The sequence below is a fragment of the Marinobacter sp. ATCH36 genome, assembly GCF_023555055.1.
Lineage (GTDB): Bacteria > Pseudomonadota > Gammaproteobacteria > Pseudomonadales > Oleiphilaceae > Marinobacter.
The window spans coordinates 88,288-103,451 of the sequence record NZ_JAMJPL010000005.1 but is presented as its reverse complement, the minus strand read 5'-3'; the positions used below and the strand labels follow the sequence as shown (position 1 = coordinate 103,451).

The window sequence follows — 15,164 nt, the reverse complement described above, 5'->3', positions numbered from 1 at the left end:
GCCTCTACCCGCGGCCGATAAACAGTGCACCCACCAGCACAAGCCCCAGAAACGCCACCACCATGTTGACCGCCAGCCCCCACCGGAAACCGTATCCGGTGGGGAACTCCGCCGGGCTGAGGGTGCGCAACAGGGCCCGGAACTGACGCGAAGACCACACCGCAGCAAAAGCCCCCAGCAAAATGAAAAGGATGCCAATCCAGAACCCCAGCATGGCATTCACAGCCCCCACACTCTCCGGCGCCAGAACATGCAGCAGTAGCCCCGCCCTTTCAATCAGGAAGCCGAAAGCAATAAAGGATAGGCTGGTGCGGTTCCATGCCAGCAGGGTGCGCTCGGCGGCAAACAGAACTCTCGGATCTTTCAGGTCTGACATGGGCTTCCTTTCTACTCTGGCGTGACTTTCAGAACACGACCATCAGCACTGTCGGTAAGCAGGTAAACCGCACCGTCGGGACCGGTGCGCACATCCCGGATGCGCTCGCCGAGCTCACCAAACAGAACACCGACCTCGTTCGCCCTGCCGTTCTCAAGGCTGACACGATGCACTTGCCTGGTCACCAATCCACCAACCAGCAAATTGCCCTGCCACCGGGGGAACAGATCACCGTCGTAAACGGTCATGCCGGAAGGCGCAATGGATGGTGTCCAGTGCAACATTGGCGGCTCAATGCCCTCCCGCTCACTGAACGGGGTCACCCGCGCGCCGGTATAATCCAGCCCATGGGTGGTAATGGGCCAGCCATAATTGGCCCCAGGGCGAATCACGTTTATCTCATCTCCCCCACGGGGCCCGTGTTCGTGGGCAATAAGACGATCCTTTTCTTTATCGTAGACCAGCCCCTGCACATTGCGATGGCCATAGCTGTAGATTTCACCCCGATACCGGTCACTGTCGGCAAACGGATTATCCTCAGGTACTGTACCGTCCGGATTCAGGCGAACAATACTGCCAATGTGATTTTCCCGCCGCTGGGCCTGCTCCCGGTAATCAAAGCCATCCCCCAGGGTTAATACCAGCGTGTTGTCAGGCAGCCATACCAGGCGCCCGCCATAGTGGGCACTCCCCTTCTTGGACGGCTGCACCCGGAAAATCTCGGTCACGTTCTTCAGAGCTTTATCGTCAAGCTCACCCCTGGCCAGGCAAGCGTGGTTGGCCTCTGCAGTGCCACAGGCATAACTCAGGTAAATCGCCCTGCTCTGTTCGAAATCAGCGGCGGGAAGCACCTCAAACAAACCGGCCTGGCCAGATGCAAATACCTCCGGCACACCTTCCAGGGGCTGCGGTACCAGTTCGCCTTCCGCAGTCAGAAGACGCAACCGGCCCGGTCGCTCGGTGACAAGCATCCTTCCATCTGGCAGGAACGCCAGTGACCAGGGATGCTCCAGGCCCTCCGCCAGGGTTTCGGTCTGGTAGTCTGGCTGCTCATCAGCCACGGCGTCTGACTCCGGCAGGGCCAGCCCACCGGCAATCATCAGTGCCATGATCGGCATGGCGGAGACCCCGCTACTCCGGCGGGCCAGACGGATAACCAACACCGCAAACAGCCAGCCGGCAATCGCAGCGGTCACAATCATGGCAATCGAACCTCCGGCCTCTCGGGTGGCAGCAATAAGCGTGGGCATAGGAGCCAGAGTATCCACCAACCACAACGTCACCCAAAGCCCCACTGCCGCAGCGAGCGGGTAAAGCCACAAACGTCCGGACTCGCCGGCCAGCCTGGCCACCAGCGAGGCAGCACCCTGGGAGAACAGGAAACTGATGCCGAATAGAATGGCATACAGAGGTGCAAAACCAACCAGATCCTGAACACTGGTTTCCAGCCGTTTTGCCATGCTGATTTCAACCCCCAGGCCTTCCAGCGCCTGAAGGTTGAACTGGGTCTGAACAAGACTGCCAAGCACCGAGCCCACTACGAGCGCAACGACAAACGCGAGGGCTACCTTCCACCAGGTGACCGATGCAGCCATTATTTTTCTCCGGAAGGCTCCAGCTTGTCCTGGGTGCGCAGTTCGAAGTCACTGGCGTCGTGCCGTTCGTGCAATTGCTTGCTCTCGTCACCCCAGGTTCGGTTGACCATCAACCCGCGTTTGACCGCCGGGCGCTCTGCTATTTCATCGGCCCAACGCACAACGTTCGTGTAAGTGTGAGCCTCGAGAAATTCGGCCGCTTCGTACACCTTGTTTTTGACCAGGGCGCCGTACCAGGGCCAGATCGCCATATCCGCAATGGTGTATTCATCCCCTGCAATATATCGGTTATCGGCCAATTGGCGGTCCAGCACATCCAGCTGGCGCTTCACTTCCATGGTGTACCGGTTAATCGGGTACTCGTATTTTTCCGGCGCGTAGGCGAAAAAGTGGCCGAACCCGCCACCCAGGAAAGGCGCACTGCCCATCTGCCAGAACAACCAGTTCATGGTTTCGGTGCGGGCTACGATATCCTTCGGAAGGAATTCGCCAAATTTTTCGGCCAGGTACAGCAGAATGGATCCGGACTCGAACACTCGCACGGCAGGCTGGTGGGTATGATCCATCATGGCCGGAATCTTGGAGTTGGGATTGGATTTCACAAATCCGCTGCCAAACTGTTCACCTTCGGTAATGCGAACCAGCCAGGCATCGTATTCCGCTTCCTTGATGCCCTTCTCCAGCAATTCTTCGAACATGATGGTGGCTTTCACACCATTGGGAGTTGCCAGTGAATACACCTGGAACGGGTGCTTCCCGACTGGCAGTTCTTTCTCATGAGTGGGTCCTGCAATTGGCCGGTTGATTTTGGAGAAGGCGCCACCACTCTCGGCATCCCATTTCCAGACTTTCGGCGGCGTGTAGGTATCGTCGGTCATTCAATAATCCTCATCTTGAATCAGGGTGTCCTCATGACTTTGGCAGGCAAACCTCTTTGCTCCGGGAAGTCAGCCTGCTCCATTTGCCTTTGTTATTGTTGCGCACCTTTTGCAGATAACCCGTTACATCGGAAAAGTGTGTGTCATTCGCGCCCATTTTTCTGGCCTCATCACCATGGGTATCTGACATGAACATCAGTGCCTTGTAGTCATCACCTTTTTCGGTGAGCGAGTCACTGAGAAGCGCTAAATGGCTTGCACAGAAGATATGCAGATTGCGCTTGTCGTAATCGACCTCTTCAGCCCAGGCATTGAAGCTGACCACGGCCAGGAAAATCGACACCAACAGGGTTCTCTTCATAAGAATCTACTCCACAGAATGAGTTTTACCCCGCCGCGCGGGCCGCATGCAGCTTTTTATAGCTTTCGACCAGGCGCAGGTGCCTGTCCAGCCCTTCCAGCTGCATATTGGTCGGGGTAAGGCCATGGAATCGAACATCGCCATTCACCGAGCCTACCACGGCCTTCATGGTCTCCTCACCAAACATACGCTGGAGATTGATCAGGTAGTCATCAAGCTCTAGCTCGTCATCAAGGGTAATCTCCAGCACTGCATTTACCGCCCGGTAGAACAGATTGCGCTCTACCGTGTTGTCATTGAACTGCATGAAGGCTTCCACCCGCTCCAGGGCTTCCTCATGCTGTTGCAGGGCCAGGTAAATAAGCAGCTTCAGTTCCAGGATGGTGAGCTGGCCCCAGACCGTATTCTCATCAAATTCGATACCAATCAGGGTAATGATATCTGTGTAGTCATCCATCTGGCTCTCTTCCAGGCGCTCCACCAGATCCGCCAGCTGATCATCACTCAGGGAGTGGAGATTCAGAATATCCTCCCGGTAGTCCAGCGCTTTATTGGTGTTATCCCAGATCAGGTCATCCGCAGGGTAAACTTCGGAATACCCTGGCACCAGAATACGACATACCGGCGCCCCGAGTTCTTCATAGACGGCCACATAGGCTTCCTTGCCCATATCTTCGAGGATAGTAAACAGGCACGCCGCCTCTTCCGCATTGGTGCCCGAAAAGTCCCACTCGTGGAACGGGTAATCCGATTTGGCACTGAAGAAGCGCCAGGACACAACACCGGTGGAGTCGATAAAGTGTTCCACAAAATTATTGGGCTCGGTGACCGCCAGGCTATTGAACGTAGGCGGCGGCACGTCGTTCAGGCCTTCGAAACTGCGACCCTGTAGTAGTTCCGTAAGGCTGCGTTCCAGTGCGACTTCCAGGCTGGGATGCGCACCAAAGGAGGCAAAGACACCACCGGTTCTCGGGTTCATCAGGGTGACGCACATCACCGGGAAGCGGCCACCCAGGGATGCATCCTTGACCAGAGTCGGAAAGCCCTGTGCTTCCAGGGCCTCCACGCCCTCCAGAATGTCAGGATACTTCTCCAGAACGGTCCGGGGCACGTCCGGCAGCGCAAGCTCTTCTTCGATAATCTGCTTCTTCACCGCCCGCTCGAAGATTTCCGACAGGCACTGTACCTGAGCTTCGTGCAGCGTATTCCCGGCACTCATACCATTGCTGAGGTACAGATTCTCGATCAGGTTCGAAGGGAAATAGACCACCTTGCCATCCGATTGACGCACGAAAGGCAGGGAAACAATCCCGCGGTCGGTCTTGCCGGAATTGGTATCGATCAGGTTGGAGCCGAACAGCTCCCCTTCCGGGTTGTAGATAGCCAGACAGTGGTCATCCAGAATCCCTTCGGGCAGCTCGTCATCAGGGCCGGGCTTGAACCACTTTTCGTTCGGATAGTGCACAAACTCGCTGTTGGCGATGTCTTCCCCGAAAAACTGATCGTTATAGAAGAAGTTACAGTTCAGCCGCTCGATGAATTCACCGAGGGCCGAACACAGCGCGCTCTCTTTGGTGGCACCCTTGCCGTTGGTAAAACACATGGGTGAGGCGGCGTCACGAATGTGCAGAGACCACACGTGAGGCACAATATTGCGCCAGGAAGCGATCTCGATTTTCATGCCCAGATTCTCAAGGATACGGGTCATGTTGGCGATCGTCTGTTCCAGGGGAAGATCCTTGCCCTCGATATAAGTGCTGGTACCGCCCTCCGGTTTGGTCATCAGCAAGGCCTGGGCGTCCGCACCCAGGCTTTCAACCGGTTCAATCTCGAAGGTCGGGCCGGTTTGCACCACCTTCTTGACCGTACACCGGTCAATGGACCGCAGAATGCCCTGCCGGTCCTTGTCGGAGATGTCTTCCGGAAGCTCTACCTGAATTTTGAAAATCTGGTTGTAGCGATTCTCGGGATCCACAATATTGTTCTGGGACAGGCGAATGTTCTCGGTGGGTATATCACGCGCCAGGCAATAAACGCGCACAAAATAGGCTGCACACAAAGCCGAAGAAGCCAGAAAATAATCAAAGGGGCTGGGCGCCGACCCATCACCCTTGTAGCGGATGGGCTGATCAGTAACGACGGTGAAATCGTCAAACTTGGCTTCAAGCCTGAGGTTGTCGAGAAAATTGACGTTGATTTCCATGGCGAAGCATCCGGATTGGAGGATTTTGCAGGTCGTAACCTTGAATGGCCGCCATTATCCAGTTTTTACCGCCCTTCGTCTTGGTCAGTCGGTCACATTATACGCCAGCCCCTACTTACCACCGAGTGCCGCGCCTGCGATGGTTATACCGATTCATACTCACTCGTATGATTGAGTTCACGCTTGTTCCCTTTGTAAGCCTCGTAAAGCACCCGATGCCGACGGAGACCATACTCATCTGACCGGGTATCGTAAGCAGCTACCCACTCGATAAGATTTTCCAAATTTTTATCTTGTTCTTCTTTTGAGCCGAATTTCTCTGGCTCCCAAGGGCGTGCGCGACAATGGGCGATACATACATCAACTCCCGGGTTCAGAAAAATGAGCTCGTCGCACTCGCCCAGGATCGGCTCGATTATGTCTGCGTAACACCCTTCAATTATCCAGCTCTCATGATCGGCGATGAAAACCCTTACATCGGCGATGCTATCCTGGAGTGGCCGCCTCTGCGTCCCCTCGCAAAATGCCACTTCGTCAAGAGACAGGCGAGCGGCTGGGTGTTTGGCAATCAATCTCTTTGAGAGAGTGCTTTTACCGGCTCCGGCATTCCCAAGAAGTATCGTTTTCACCGTGCTTTTCCTTCCTCGGCATATCGCCAGCGGCAAGGGCGCGAAGCGGCCCCAGAAACTTTATGAACTCAGAATCTTCGAGCATCGATAGGGCTGGATTCACTATGTAACGTCGCAATCACGCGATTATCGCGTGCATTGCTTTGTTATCTGACTGCTCAATGTCCCGGTTCCCACTCGGCATATGCCGGGATATGCGAGCCATATTCCAGCCACGGCACTTCGTGCGAATTCCAAATCTTGCGCTCGGGTCTGCAAAAGGGGTCTTCATCCAAACTCGCCACGCGCAGAACCAGACGAGGACTTCCCTTTTTTGTTGCAACTAGCTGGGAACCACAGTTTGAGCAGAAATAGCGCAGTTTGCCTGGTGAAGACTCGAAGCCCTTGAGCATATCTACGCCTTTCGTCCACCGAAAATGCTCGTGGAGCACTCCTGCTCCCGTATTAAAGGCCGCGGAATGCGCTTTTTGGCATGTTCTGCAAGAGCAGTGCTGAATCGGGGTATCTAGCCGATCCACTTCATACTCGATACTTCCACAAAGGCAACTTCCCTTCATTTACTTTCCTCTCAGCGCCTTCAGATAATGCTCTGGCGTTGCGGCGTGCCGGGGCGCCAAAGTAGGCACGTCCGACAACAGCTACTGGTTAAATGCTTGCATGCGCATAAACTCGGGCTGTTAACCCCGCAAATTTCCTCCGTTCCAGAAAAGCATCTCAAAGGCCCTGTTGGTTCCCTCTCCCATTTCAGAGACCAGATCGTTGTGCATTCTGGACCTGGCTATCACCGGCATTTAACGCCCGCCATGCAAGCGACCTTCCACGTACTTGTTAAGGATGCTGGCGGGAGTCGGTAGGCATGGTTTCCGTTTTCTCGTGGCCACAGTTTGGGCATTAGATCGTCGACTCCAGGACTGTACTGGCCATAATCATGCTTCCTTATCGTTAAAGGCTACCGCTATGGAGCGCAGCGTAATAGCAGTCTGGTGGAGCGCCTGTCCATGATTTGACGCACCGTTGCGCTGCCAAACGCGCTGTCTCTAAGATCCGGGAGGATTGAGGAGACCTTTACTTTATCGTCGAGCCGTCCTTCAACTACAAGGACCTCAGCCAGGAGTCCCGTAATGGACTTGGTCATCGACATGGCGGCATGCTTGGCCATCTCGTCGAGACAGCCAAAGTATTTCTCATAAACGACTCGCCCCTTGTGGAGGATGAGAATGCCGTCAGTATAATTCGCGGACAGTGACTCCTTCCATGTCATCGATTTTCCGGCACCCGCGGGCGTGAAAGTCACGGCGTCAATACTGTCATCGATTGCGTAATCTAGCGGAACCGTCGGGCCGATCCCTCTATTCACTTGCTTTGTTGGCATCAATTCCCGAATGTGGCATACCGTCCATCGCAGCTTTGGAAAGCTAAAGAAATCAGATTCCGGCTGCATAATCAACTTCCCAGGCGACGGGGGGAAACCCGTCATCCAGCCTAACCGTTTAGGGTCAGATTCCTCGGCGCTCATGTAGGGACTGGACTGAGCATTGGTTTGCGCAAAAAGACCTAAAACCATCAGGAAGCCTACGAGCAAAGAGAGCGAAATACGAATTGGACGCTTCATGATGTTTCCTCCATGCAGATTATTGCATGGCTCTCTTCATTGAGGGCGAACGCGGAGCTTTGCGGCAATTTCGGAACCGCGCAGCGGTGGAAAAATTGTCCGGCAACAGCGGCTTGTTATGCATTATTCGTAGTGGCTCCAGAGCCTCAGAACTTTCACCATCCGCTCGTCGTCGACCACCTGGTAAACCAGACGATGCTGAATATTTATCCGGCGTGAGTAGGCCCCCGCAAGATCACCAATGAGTTTCTCAAACGGGGGCGGTTTCCGATACGGATCTTCTGAAATCAGTGCCAACAGTTCCTGGGCCTTGGGCTTCAGGCCACTGGAAGCCAACTTCTTTGCATCTTTCTGGGCTTGCTTGGTGTAAATCAACTTCCATGTCACCAGTCCAACTCCTCATCACATTCATCTACGGGGGTATCCATCCCCTCACGAATAGACTCACGCATACCTGGTACGGAGAGCAGATAAAGTGTTTCCTGAATGGCCGACCAATCCTCCTCGGATACCAAGACGGCCTTGTTTCTCTTACCCATAATGACGATTGGTTGGTGGGACTCGGCAGTTTCGTCAATTAACCGATAAAGGTTACTGCGCGCCTCAGTTGCTGTAATTCCAGTCATGACGAACCTCTTGCGTGCTCAGATTTTCATCAATTGTACGCCTTTTGGTACGTACGTCAAGACGAACGTTCTGCATAACGCTGCCAGCATGCGCGCCTTTGTAGTGGAGACGAAGCCGCAACGAAAAAGGCGTCGCCGTGCCTGGCCTTGATAACTATCACTGCCACGGAAGTTTGAGATCCCTATGCTTGGCCGCACAGTCTCGGAGGTATAAGTTGATCAAGCTCTGATAGGGAATTCCTTTTCGCTCTGACATTTGTGCCCCTGTTCGACCCGGAATTCTCAGCGGACAGCTACGGCGTCCGTCCGGGCCGGAACGCGCACCAGGCGGTGCGACGGGTACAAAGTGTTCTCAAGGAAGGGAGGCGCTTTACCGTGGATGTGGACCTGTCGAAGTTCTTCGACCGGGTCAATCACGACCTGCTGATGACGCATCTGCTGGCTAACATCATGCTCGACCCACTGGATAAAGAACTGGAGCGGCAACACCGCCAAGAGCCGGGTTGTCAGTCAACGACAAATGACATCTATTCCAGGCGCGCCTATTTCACACTGCCTCATATTGTCACCGTCAAACTTTCTTTTTTTATCAGACCATTACCAATTTTCAAAACATAACCGGCCTGTAGATAGGCGTCGATTTTTGAACCTTATCCTAAGCGCCTGTTCGTTTATTCAGAATCGTTATTTACGCACTATTTCATGCTTTTCATAGAGTTGTAAGCCTGCCAAAACGAAGTTCATGGAGTTTTTCGGGATGAATCTCAATTAGTGGCGCGCTTGGTGTATGGCTCAGGCCTTCGAATCAAGGAAGGCTTCTAACTCTGCCAGTTACTGGCGGGAATTCTTTGAACATGGATGTGGCTGATAAGCCGGATAGTCGGGCGAACCAGGAACTGAAAGCTGCCGATAATGAACAGCCAGATTGCTGCTTTCTCGTACTCGGGGAACAGAAACAGGATGCTGCCCACCAGAAACCAGATAGCAATGAAAAAGTCGTTGATGATGCTGATCACCTCGTAGCGGCGGCGAATGATCAGTTCCTCGTGCCCAAGTTTCAGAGTCAGGGGGTTATCGGTGCGGTCTTCAATCATTCTGTTAATGATCTCCGGAAGGAGCGCGGCGGAAATTGAATTCCGCCGCGGTTCGGGTTATTGCAGGTCGTTAAAGGCAGCGTCGGTTCTCGCTGCCAGAATGAAATCGTTCTTGTGCAGGCCGCCGATTTCATGGCTCCACCAGCTTACCGCGACTTTTCCGTACTCCAGAACAATCACGGGGTGATGGTTTTCGGCTTCCGCCAGGTCACCGATCTTGTTGGTGAACTCCAGAGCCTTAACAAAGTTTTTGAGTTTGTAGACCCTGTGGAGTTGCTCTTCGTCGTTAATGTCCAGGATTTCCCAGTCCGGAACATTTTTGTGTAACTGCTGTTTTTCTTCCTCGGTCGCCCTGGGGGCGTTCGGGCTGCAGGCTTCACAGCTGTGTTCTTTCAAGTCACTCATTTCAACCTCCATGGTTGATGGCTGTACTACAAGCGTGGGTTCGTTCAGCCAGATTATCAACCGGGCGCTTGAAATCACCTGCCTTTCAGAATACTGTATATTTAAACAGTATATTGAGAGCTATCCATGAGCGAGATTCTGAACACGCTGATGCAGGATGCACGCGTCTGGCAGGGCCACCAACATATCCGCACGGTCCAATCGGCGGAGCCAACCGGTTACCAGGTTCTGGACAACCAGCTTGGTGGTATCGGTTGGCCCAAAGGTGCCTTGAGTGAGTGTTTGCTGGATACGCCCGGCATCGGTGAATTGCACCTGTTGCTGCCCCTGATGCAACGGCTGTCTCACAGCGGCAAAACCGTATTCTGGATTAATCCGCCTCACATGCCCTACGCACCTGCCCTCGCGCGGGAGGGTGTCAATCTGGACCAGGTGATACTGATTGACACTGAAGACGAAGGCGACTTCCTGTGGACGCTGGAGAACTGCCTGCGCTCGCCGGTAACCGGCCTGGTGATGGCCTGGCCCGGAAAGCTGGTCGCGCGGGAGGTACGGCGCTTACAACTGGCGGCTGAAGCCGGCAGCAATGTGTGCGTGCTGTTCCGTGAACGCCGCTACGCCGAACAGAACTCCCCGGCAGCACTGCGCCTGGAACTGGCTCCCGGAGACCAGCAGGATCTCACGGTAAATGTGCTGAAACGCCGCGGTAGCTGGCCCGGGCAGTGTTGCTCTCTGGCGATGAACCAGCGGGCCGACCTGGCTTTCCGGGAATCGCCCCGGGTAGTTCAGGGCCCATGGTCTGGCCGGGCCGGGTAAGGCACGTCATGCTCTGGTTGTACCTGCACTTCCCTCACCTGCTGCTGGACCATATTCGCCGCTCCCGTGAACAACAGGGGGCGCTGGCCGTTGTGGAAGGGTCCGGCCAGAAAGTCATCCAGGCCTGCCCGGAAGCTCAGGCCCAGGGTGTGCAGGCTGGCATGCGCCTGAAAACCGCCATCAGCCTGGCACCCGAACTGGGCATGGTAAGGGCGGACCATCAGCAGGAAGCACGAATACTGGAAGACCAGGCTCGCTGGTTGTACCGCTTTGCGGCCCATATCGTACTGGTGCCACCTGATGGTCTGCTGGCAGAAGTGGGCAGTCTGCAGCGGCTTTATGGTGGGTTGTCAGCGGTCTGGCAAACCGTGGAACAAGGCCTGAACGAGCGACAGCTTAATGCCTGGGTTGCCATCGGTCATACGCCACTGGCAGCACGGCTGATTGCCCGCACGGGCAGGGGCGAATGCACGGCGGATAAGGGCCACATCCTGCGCATACTGGGGCAGATGTCGCTGTTGGCTGCAGGGTTTGATGACAAAACCCGTACCCGGCTGCAACGGATTGGCCTGAAGACCTTCGGTGAAGTGCTTGCGCTACCACCCAATGAACTGGCCCGCCGTTTGTCGCCGGAAACCCTGGCCCATGCCCAGAAAATCCAGGGTAACCGGGCAGACCCACAAACACCCTGGCAACCACCCCATTACTTTCGCCAGCAGGCCGACTTTGTGCAGGAAATTGAACAGTCCCAGAGCCTGCTGTTTCCGCTTCAGCGCATCCTTTCCGAGTTCGAGGAAGACCTTTGCTGGCGTCAGCAGGATACCGACAGCCTGCTCCTGGTTCTGAAGCATCGTCACCAGGAGCCTACCCGTCTGCGAATTCGCACGTCCGGGCCGGAGCACCGGGCTGACGCGTTCCTGAACCTGATACGGCTGCGGTTGGAGCAACACCCGCTAAGGGCCCCGGTGATCTCGCTGGTGCTGCTGGTCAAGCGTTTCCTGGGGCGGGAAGCAACCACTAGCCAGGATCTTCTGGGGGAAACACAGGATCTGAACGAAGCCTGGCACACCCTGATCAGCCGCCTGCAGGCGCGGTTGGGTGACAATGCCCTGCGGCAGCTAACCCCACAGGCAGATCACCGCCCTGAAAGGGCCTGGTCCGCCTCCGAAGTGCTGCGTGGGCATAACAACCGGTTGCCGGATTACACCCAACTCCCCCGCCGCCCTTTATGGTTGCTTAAAGGCCCACAACCGCTTACCGAAACCCCGCCCGTATGGTTTTCGGGGCCGGAACGGATTAGTGGTGGCTGGTGGGATGGCCAGCGGGTACACAGGGATTATTACATTGCACAACTGGCCAGCGGCCAGCTTGCCTGGGTATTCAGGGATGTGCGGGACGGCTGGTTTGTACACGGGTGGTTTGGCTGATGAGCAAGGATACGTACGCGGAATTATTCTGCTTCAGCAATTTCACCTTCCTGACCGGAGCCTCACATCCCCATGAATTGGCAGAACAGGCAGACAAACTGGGCTACACCGCCCTGGCAATTACCGACGCCTGCTCCGTAGCCGGCATCCCCCGGGCCTGGGCCGCACTGAAAGAAAGCCCGGTAAAGCTGATCACCGGCAGCTGGTTTGAGCTTGAAGACGCTCCTCCAGGGGCCGCTGTTCCCCACTTTATTCTTTTGGCTCGTACCCGCAAAGGGTATGGCCAGCTCTGCCAGTTGATCACCACCGGGCGACGACGCGCGGAAAAAGGCCATTACCGGCTCTTCTTCCGGGATATTGAAACCCACACGCTGGATGATTGCCTGTGTTTGTGGCTGCCTCCCTCTCCCGGTGAAACAACTGCGGAGCAGGCCCTGGCCTGCGGCGAATGGATACAGCGTCTGTTTGAACCCGGTCTTTGGATAGCTGCCGCCCGAACCCTTGAAGCCGGAGAGGAGCTGCAGCTGGCCCGCGTGCGCTGGCTCGCTGAGCACTTGCGCTGCCCGGTCGCGGCCACCGGCGAGGTGCATATGCACAGCCGGGATCGCCACCCCCTGCAGGACGTACTGACCGCTCTGCGCAACCATACCAACCTGGAGAATGCCGGCCACTGCCTGTTTCAGAACGGGGAGCGCTATCTGCGGCCACTGCCGGTTTTGCAGCGTCTTTACCCGGAAGCCTGGCTCAGGGAAACCCTGGCCATTGCCCGGCAATGCACCTTCGAGCCCGGCAGCCTGCGTTATGAATACCCGCCGGACCTGGTCCCGGACAAAGAATCACCAGCAGCCTACCTGAAACGGCTGACCTGTGAGGGCGAGCGCCGGCGCTACCCCGAAGGCACCCCGCTGAGCGTTCAGGGTCTCATCCGCAAAGAGCTGGCATTGATCTCGGAGATGAAGTACGAACACTACTTCCTGACCATCCATGACATCGTCGCCTTTGCCCGCAGCAGGGGCATCCTCTGTCAGGGCCGGGGCTCCGCGGCCAACTCCGCCGTGTGTTATTGCCTGGGCATTACCGAAGTCAATCCAGCACGGGTGGAGCTGCTATTCGAACGGTTCATTTCCAAAGACAGGAACGAGCCACCCGACATCGATGTGGACTTCGAGCACGAGCGGCGTGAGGAAGTTATCCAATACATCTACCAGCGCTACAGCCGCGAACGGGCCGCCCTGGCTGCCACTGTGATCCGTTACCGGCCACGCAGCGCCATTCGCGACGTGGGTAAGGCCCTGGGTTTTGACCCGGCCATGGTGGAGCAATTACTGGAGGGTATCGACTGGCGGGACAGGGCCAGCGACTGGCGCCAGCAGATTCTCGACAAACACCTCACCCGCAACCCCAAGGTGGCCGACCAGTTCTTTACCCTGGTGAATACCCTGCTCGGCTTTCCCCGCCACCTGTCCCAGCATGTAGGCGGTTTTGTGATCAGCGCTGGCCCGCTGGCCGAACTGGTACCGGTTGAGAACGCCGCCATGGCGGACCGTACGGTGATCCAGTGGGACAAGGACGACCTGGAAAGCCTGGGCCTGATGAAGGTGGACGTGCTGGCTCTGGGCATGCTGACCGCCATCCGCAAGGCACTGGCGCTGATCAGCGAAGAAAAAGGCGCACCCTTCACTATCCAGGACGTTCCCCAGGAAGACCCGGCCACCTACGCCATGCTTCAGAAAGGCGACAGCATTGGTGTTTTCCAGGTGGAGTCCCGCGCCCAGATCAATATGCTGCCACGCCTGAAGCCAAGCACCTATTATGACCTGGTGATCGAAGTTGCCATCGTGCGCCCTGGCCCCATCCAGGGCGATATGGTGCACCCTTACCTGCGCCGCAAGCATGGCCTGGAACCGGTCGACTACCCTAACGACGCCGTGCGGAAAGTTCTTGAGCGTACCCTGGGGGTGCCTATCTTTCAGGAACAGGTCATCAAACTCGCCATGGTGGCCGCCGGTTTCTCCGCCGGTGAAGCCGACCAGCTCCGCCGTGCCATGGCCGCCTGGAAGTCCCACGGTGATCTGACTCCCTTCCGGGACAAGCTCGTGAACGGCATGCTGGAGCGGGGGCACGATACTGATTTTGCCGAACGGCTGTATCTGCAGATCTGCGGTTTCGGCGGTTACGGCTTCCCGGAATCCCATGCTGCCAGCTTTGCATTGCTGGTGTATGTCTCTTCCTGGATCAAGCGTCACCACCCGGCCGCCTTCTACTGCGCCCTGCTCAACAGCCAGCCCATGGGGTTCTATTCACCATCCCAACTGGTTCAGGATGCCCGACGCCATAACGTCACGGTGCTGCCTCCGGATGTGAATCATAGTCAGTGGGACCACACCCTAACTGGCCCTGAACGCCACCTACGCCTGGGCCTGAGGCTGATACAGGGCCTGTCCAGCAGCGGGGGCGAAAGACTTTGTCAGTATCGTCCTCCAGAAGGTTACCGCTCCGCTGGCGAACTGCGACACCTGGCCGGCCTGAACCAGCGGGATATGGAGCTTCTTGCAGGCGCCAATGCCATGCCGGACTTCACCGCTAATCGCCATCAGGCTTACTGGCAACTGCTCGACCATGAACAGCCCACGGAACTCTTTGCTGAAGAAGTGCCAGCCAGCTACCAGCCGGAACCTTGCGCCCACCTCCCTGAGCCCACCGAAGGCCAGAATGTACTGGCCGACTACGCCAGTCAGGGCCTCACCCTGCAACGCCATCCTCTGGCTTTACTCCGGGAGCAGGGCCATCTCAAATTCTGCCTCAGCGCCGAACAGCTCAAAACCACCAAAGCCGGAATCCCCGTCCAGGTTGCCGGCCTGGTCACCGGCCGCCAGCGACCCGGCTCTGCCTCCGGGGTTACCTTTGTCACCCTGGAAGACGAAACCGGTAATGTGAACGTGGTGGTCTGGCTGGAGACGGCACGGCGGCAGCGCAAGCCGCTGATAACGGCGCGGTTGTTACATGTGAAGGGAGTGCTGGAAAGAGAGGGTGATATTGTTCACGTGATGGCGGGGAGGTTGTCGGATTTAAGCCATTTGATTGAGGCCTTACCCGTCAGTTCGCGGGATTTTCATTAAAAAACCCCGCCGTGTGACGGGGT

Annotated in this window: 16 protein-coding genes; 4 read left to right on the top strand and 12 right to left on the bottom strand. The window is 56.3% G+C overall.

Annotated features, from left to right (window positions below; translation table 11 throughout):
* Positions 1 to 4: 4 nt before the first annotated feature.
* The 10 genes from M8010_RS15245 to M8010_RS15200 all read right to left on the bottom strand — a co-directional run bounded on the left by M8010_RS15245 (position 5) and on the right by M8010_RS15200 (position 8,280).
* Positions 5 to 376 (bottom strand): YidH family protein, encoded by a 372-nt coding sequence (locus tag M8010_RS15245; RefSeq protein WP_250093271.1) that lies wholly within the window; start codon positions 374 to 376, stop codon positions 5 to 7.
* An 11-nt stretch (positions 377 to 387) separates the two neighbouring features.
* Positions 388 to 1,971: a PQQ-dependent sugar dehydrogenase gene (locus tag M8010_RS15240; RefSeq protein WP_250093270.1), complete on the bottom strand. Its 1,584-nt coding sequence runs from the start codon at positions 1,969 to 1,971 to the stop codon at positions 388 to 390.
* Entirely contained in the window at positions 1,971 to 2,849 is an 879-nt protein-coding gene (gene yghU, locus M8010_RS15235) for a glutathione-dependent disulfide-bond oxidoreductase (protein WP_250093268.1), read from the bottom strand. Before yghU ends, M8010_RS15240 begins: the two co-directional genes overlap by 1 nt.
* Positions 2,850 to 2,880: 31 nt before the next feature.
* Positions 2,881 to 3,210, bottom strand: a complete 330-nt coding sequence (locus M8010_RS15230; protein WP_250093255.1) for a hypothetical protein — start codon at positions 3,208 to 3,210, stop codon at positions 2,881 to 2,883.
* Positions 3,211 to 3,235: 25 nt separating this feature from the next.
* Positions 3,236 to 5,413 carry an OsmC domain/YcaO domain-containing protein gene (locus M8010_RS15225; protein WP_250093253.1) on the bottom strand — a complete coding sequence of 726 codons (2,178 nt, stop codon included), beginning with the start codon at positions 5,411 to 5,413 and terminating at the stop codon, positions 3,236 to 3,238.
* 143 nt (positions 5,414 to 5,556) lie between these two features.
* Positions 5,557 to 6,042 carry a P-loop NTPase family protein gene (locus M8010_RS15220; RefSeq protein ID WP_250093245.1) on the bottom strand — a complete coding sequence of 162 codons (486 nt, stop codon included), beginning with the start codon at positions 6,040 to 6,042 and terminating at the stop codon, positions 5,557 to 5,559.
* Between the two features lie 158 nt (positions 6,043 to 6,200).
* The gene (locus M8010_RS15215) at positions 6,201 to 6,599 is read right to left on the bottom strand and encodes a GFA family protein (RefSeq protein WP_250093244.1); all 399 of its coding nucleotides are present in this window, start codon (positions 6,597 to 6,599) and stop codon (positions 6,201 to 6,203) included.
* Between the two features lie 398 nt (positions 6,600 to 6,997).
* Complete coding sequence (locus M8010_RS15210) at positions 6,998 to 7,654, bottom strand: serine hydrolase (protein WP_250093239.1); 657 nt, start codon at positions 7,652 to 7,654, stop codon at positions 6,998 to 7,000.
* A gap of 123 nt (positions 7,655 to 7,777) precedes the next feature.
* Positions 7,778 to 8,041, bottom strand: coding sequence for a Txe/YoeB family addiction module toxin (locus tag M8010_RS15205; protein ID WP_250093232.1), 264 nt, complete (start codon positions 8,039 to 8,041; stop codon positions 7,778 to 7,780).
* Positions 8,038 to 8,280, bottom strand: coding sequence for a type II toxin-antitoxin system Phd/YefM family antitoxin (locus tag M8010_RS15200; RefSeq protein WP_058092928.1), 243 nt, complete (start codon positions 8,278 to 8,280; stop codon positions 8,038 to 8,040). Before M8010_RS15200 ends, M8010_RS15205 begins: the two co-directional genes overlap by 4 nt.
* 258 nt (positions 8,281 to 8,538) lie before the next feature.
* On the opposite strand from M8010_RS15200, the gene M8010_RS15195 reads away from it, so the two are divergent.
* Complete coding sequence (locus tag M8010_RS15195) at positions 8,539 to 8,898, top strand: reverse transcriptase domain-containing protein (protein WP_250093219.1); 360 nt, start codon at positions 8,539 to 8,541, stop codon at positions 8,896 to 8,898.
* A 200-nt stretch (positions 8,899 to 9,098) separates the two neighbouring features.
* On the opposite strand, the gene M8010_RS15190 is transcribed toward M8010_RS15195, so the two are convergent.
* Entirely contained in the window at positions 9,099 to 9,374 is a 276-nt protein-coding gene (locus M8010_RS15190) for a YrhK family protein (protein WP_250093210.1), read from the bottom strand.
* A 57-nt stretch (positions 9,375 to 9,431) separates the two neighbouring features.
* Positions 9,432 to 9,779 (bottom strand): 4a-hydroxytetrahydrobiopterin dehydratase, encoded by a 348-nt coding sequence (locus M8010_RS15185; protein ID WP_250093206.1) that lies wholly within the window; start codon positions 9,777 to 9,779, stop codon positions 9,432 to 9,434.
* 126 nt (positions 9,780 to 9,905) lie between these two features.
* Between M8010_RS15185 and imuA the strand changes: the two genes are divergently transcribed.
* The 3 genes from imuA to M8010_RS15170 are packed head-to-tail and all read left to right on the top strand — an operon-like array spanning position 9,906 to position 15,141.
* Positions 9,906 to 10,595 carry a translesion DNA synthesis-associated protein ImuA gene (gene imuA / locus M8010_RS15180; RefSeq protein WP_250093200.1) on the top strand — a complete coding sequence of 230 codons (690 nt, stop codon included), beginning with the start codon at positions 9,906 to 9,908 and terminating at the stop codon, positions 10,593 to 10,595.
* A gap of 8 nt (positions 10,596 to 10,603) precedes the next feature.
* A complete protein-coding gene (locus tag M8010_RS15175) occupies positions 10,604 to 12,022 on the top strand; it encodes a Y-family DNA polymerase (protein WP_250093194.1) in 1,419 nt (472 codons plus the stop codon).
* The gene (locus tag M8010_RS15170) at positions 12,022 to 15,141 is read left to right on the top strand and encodes an error-prone DNA polymerase (protein WP_250093188.1); all 3,120 of its coding nucleotides are present in this window, start codon (positions 12,022 to 12,024) and stop codon (positions 15,139 to 15,141) included. Before M8010_RS15175 ends, M8010_RS15170 begins: the two co-directional genes overlap by 1 nt.
* Positions 15,142 to 15,164 lie beyond the last annotated feature (23 nt).

What these genes read in the sequence shown, in the direction of transcription:
- M8010_RS15190 (WP_250093210.1), bottom strand. Translation starts at nt 9,374, where the DNA reads ATGATTGAAGACCGCACCGATAACCCCCTGACTCTGAAACTTGGGCAC.
- M8010_RS15210 (WP_250093239.1), bottom strand. Translation starts at nt 7,654, where the DNA reads ATGAAGCGTCCAATTCGTATTTCGCTCTCTTTGCTCGTAGGCTTCCTG.
- M8010_RS15215 (WP_250093244.1), bottom strand. Translation starts at nt 6,599, where the DNA reads ATGAAGGGAAGTTGCCTTTGTGGAAGTATCGAGTATGAAGTGGATCGG.
- M8010_RS15225 (WP_250093253.1), bottom strand. Translation starts at nt 5,413, where the DNA reads ATGGAAATCAACGTCAATTTTCTCGACAACCTCAGGCTTGAAGCCAAG.
- imuA (WP_250093200.1), top strand. Translation starts at nt 9,906, where the DNA reads ATGAGCGAGATTCTGAACACGCTGATGCAGGATGCACGCGTCTGGCAG.
- M8010_RS15175 (WP_250093194.1), top strand. Translation starts at nt 10,604, where the DNA reads ATGCTCTGGTTGTACCTGCACTTCCCTCACCTGCTGCTGGACCATATT.
- M8010_RS15230 (WP_250093255.1), bottom strand. Translation starts at nt 3,210, where the DNA reads ATGAAGAGAACCCTGTTGGTGTCGATTTTCCTGGCCGTGGTCAGCTTC.
- yghU (WP_250093268.1), bottom strand. Translation starts at nt 2,849, where the DNA reads ATGACCGACGATACCTACACGCCGCCGAAAGTCTGGAAATGGGATGCC.
- M8010_RS15200 (WP_058092928.1), bottom strand. Translation starts at nt 8,280, where the DNA reads ATGACTGGAATTACAGCAACTGAGGCGCGCAGTAACCTTTATCGGTTA.
- M8010_RS15240 (WP_250093270.1), bottom strand. Translation starts at nt 1,971, where the DNA reads ATGGCTGCATCGGTCACCTGGTGGAAGGTAGCCCTCGCGTTTGTCGTT.
- M8010_RS15185 (WP_250093206.1), bottom strand. Translation starts at nt 9,779, where the DNA reads ATGAGTGACTTGAAAGAACACAGCTGTGAAGCCTGCAGCCCGAACGCC.
- M8010_RS15245 (WP_250093271.1), bottom strand. Translation starts at nt 376, where the DNA reads ATGTCAGACCTGAAAGATCCGAGAGTTCTGTTTGCCGCCGAGCGCACC.
- M8010_RS15170 (WP_250093188.1), top strand. Translation starts at nt 12,022, where the DNA reads ATGAGCAAGGATACGTACGCGGAATTATTCTGCTTCAGCAATTTCACC.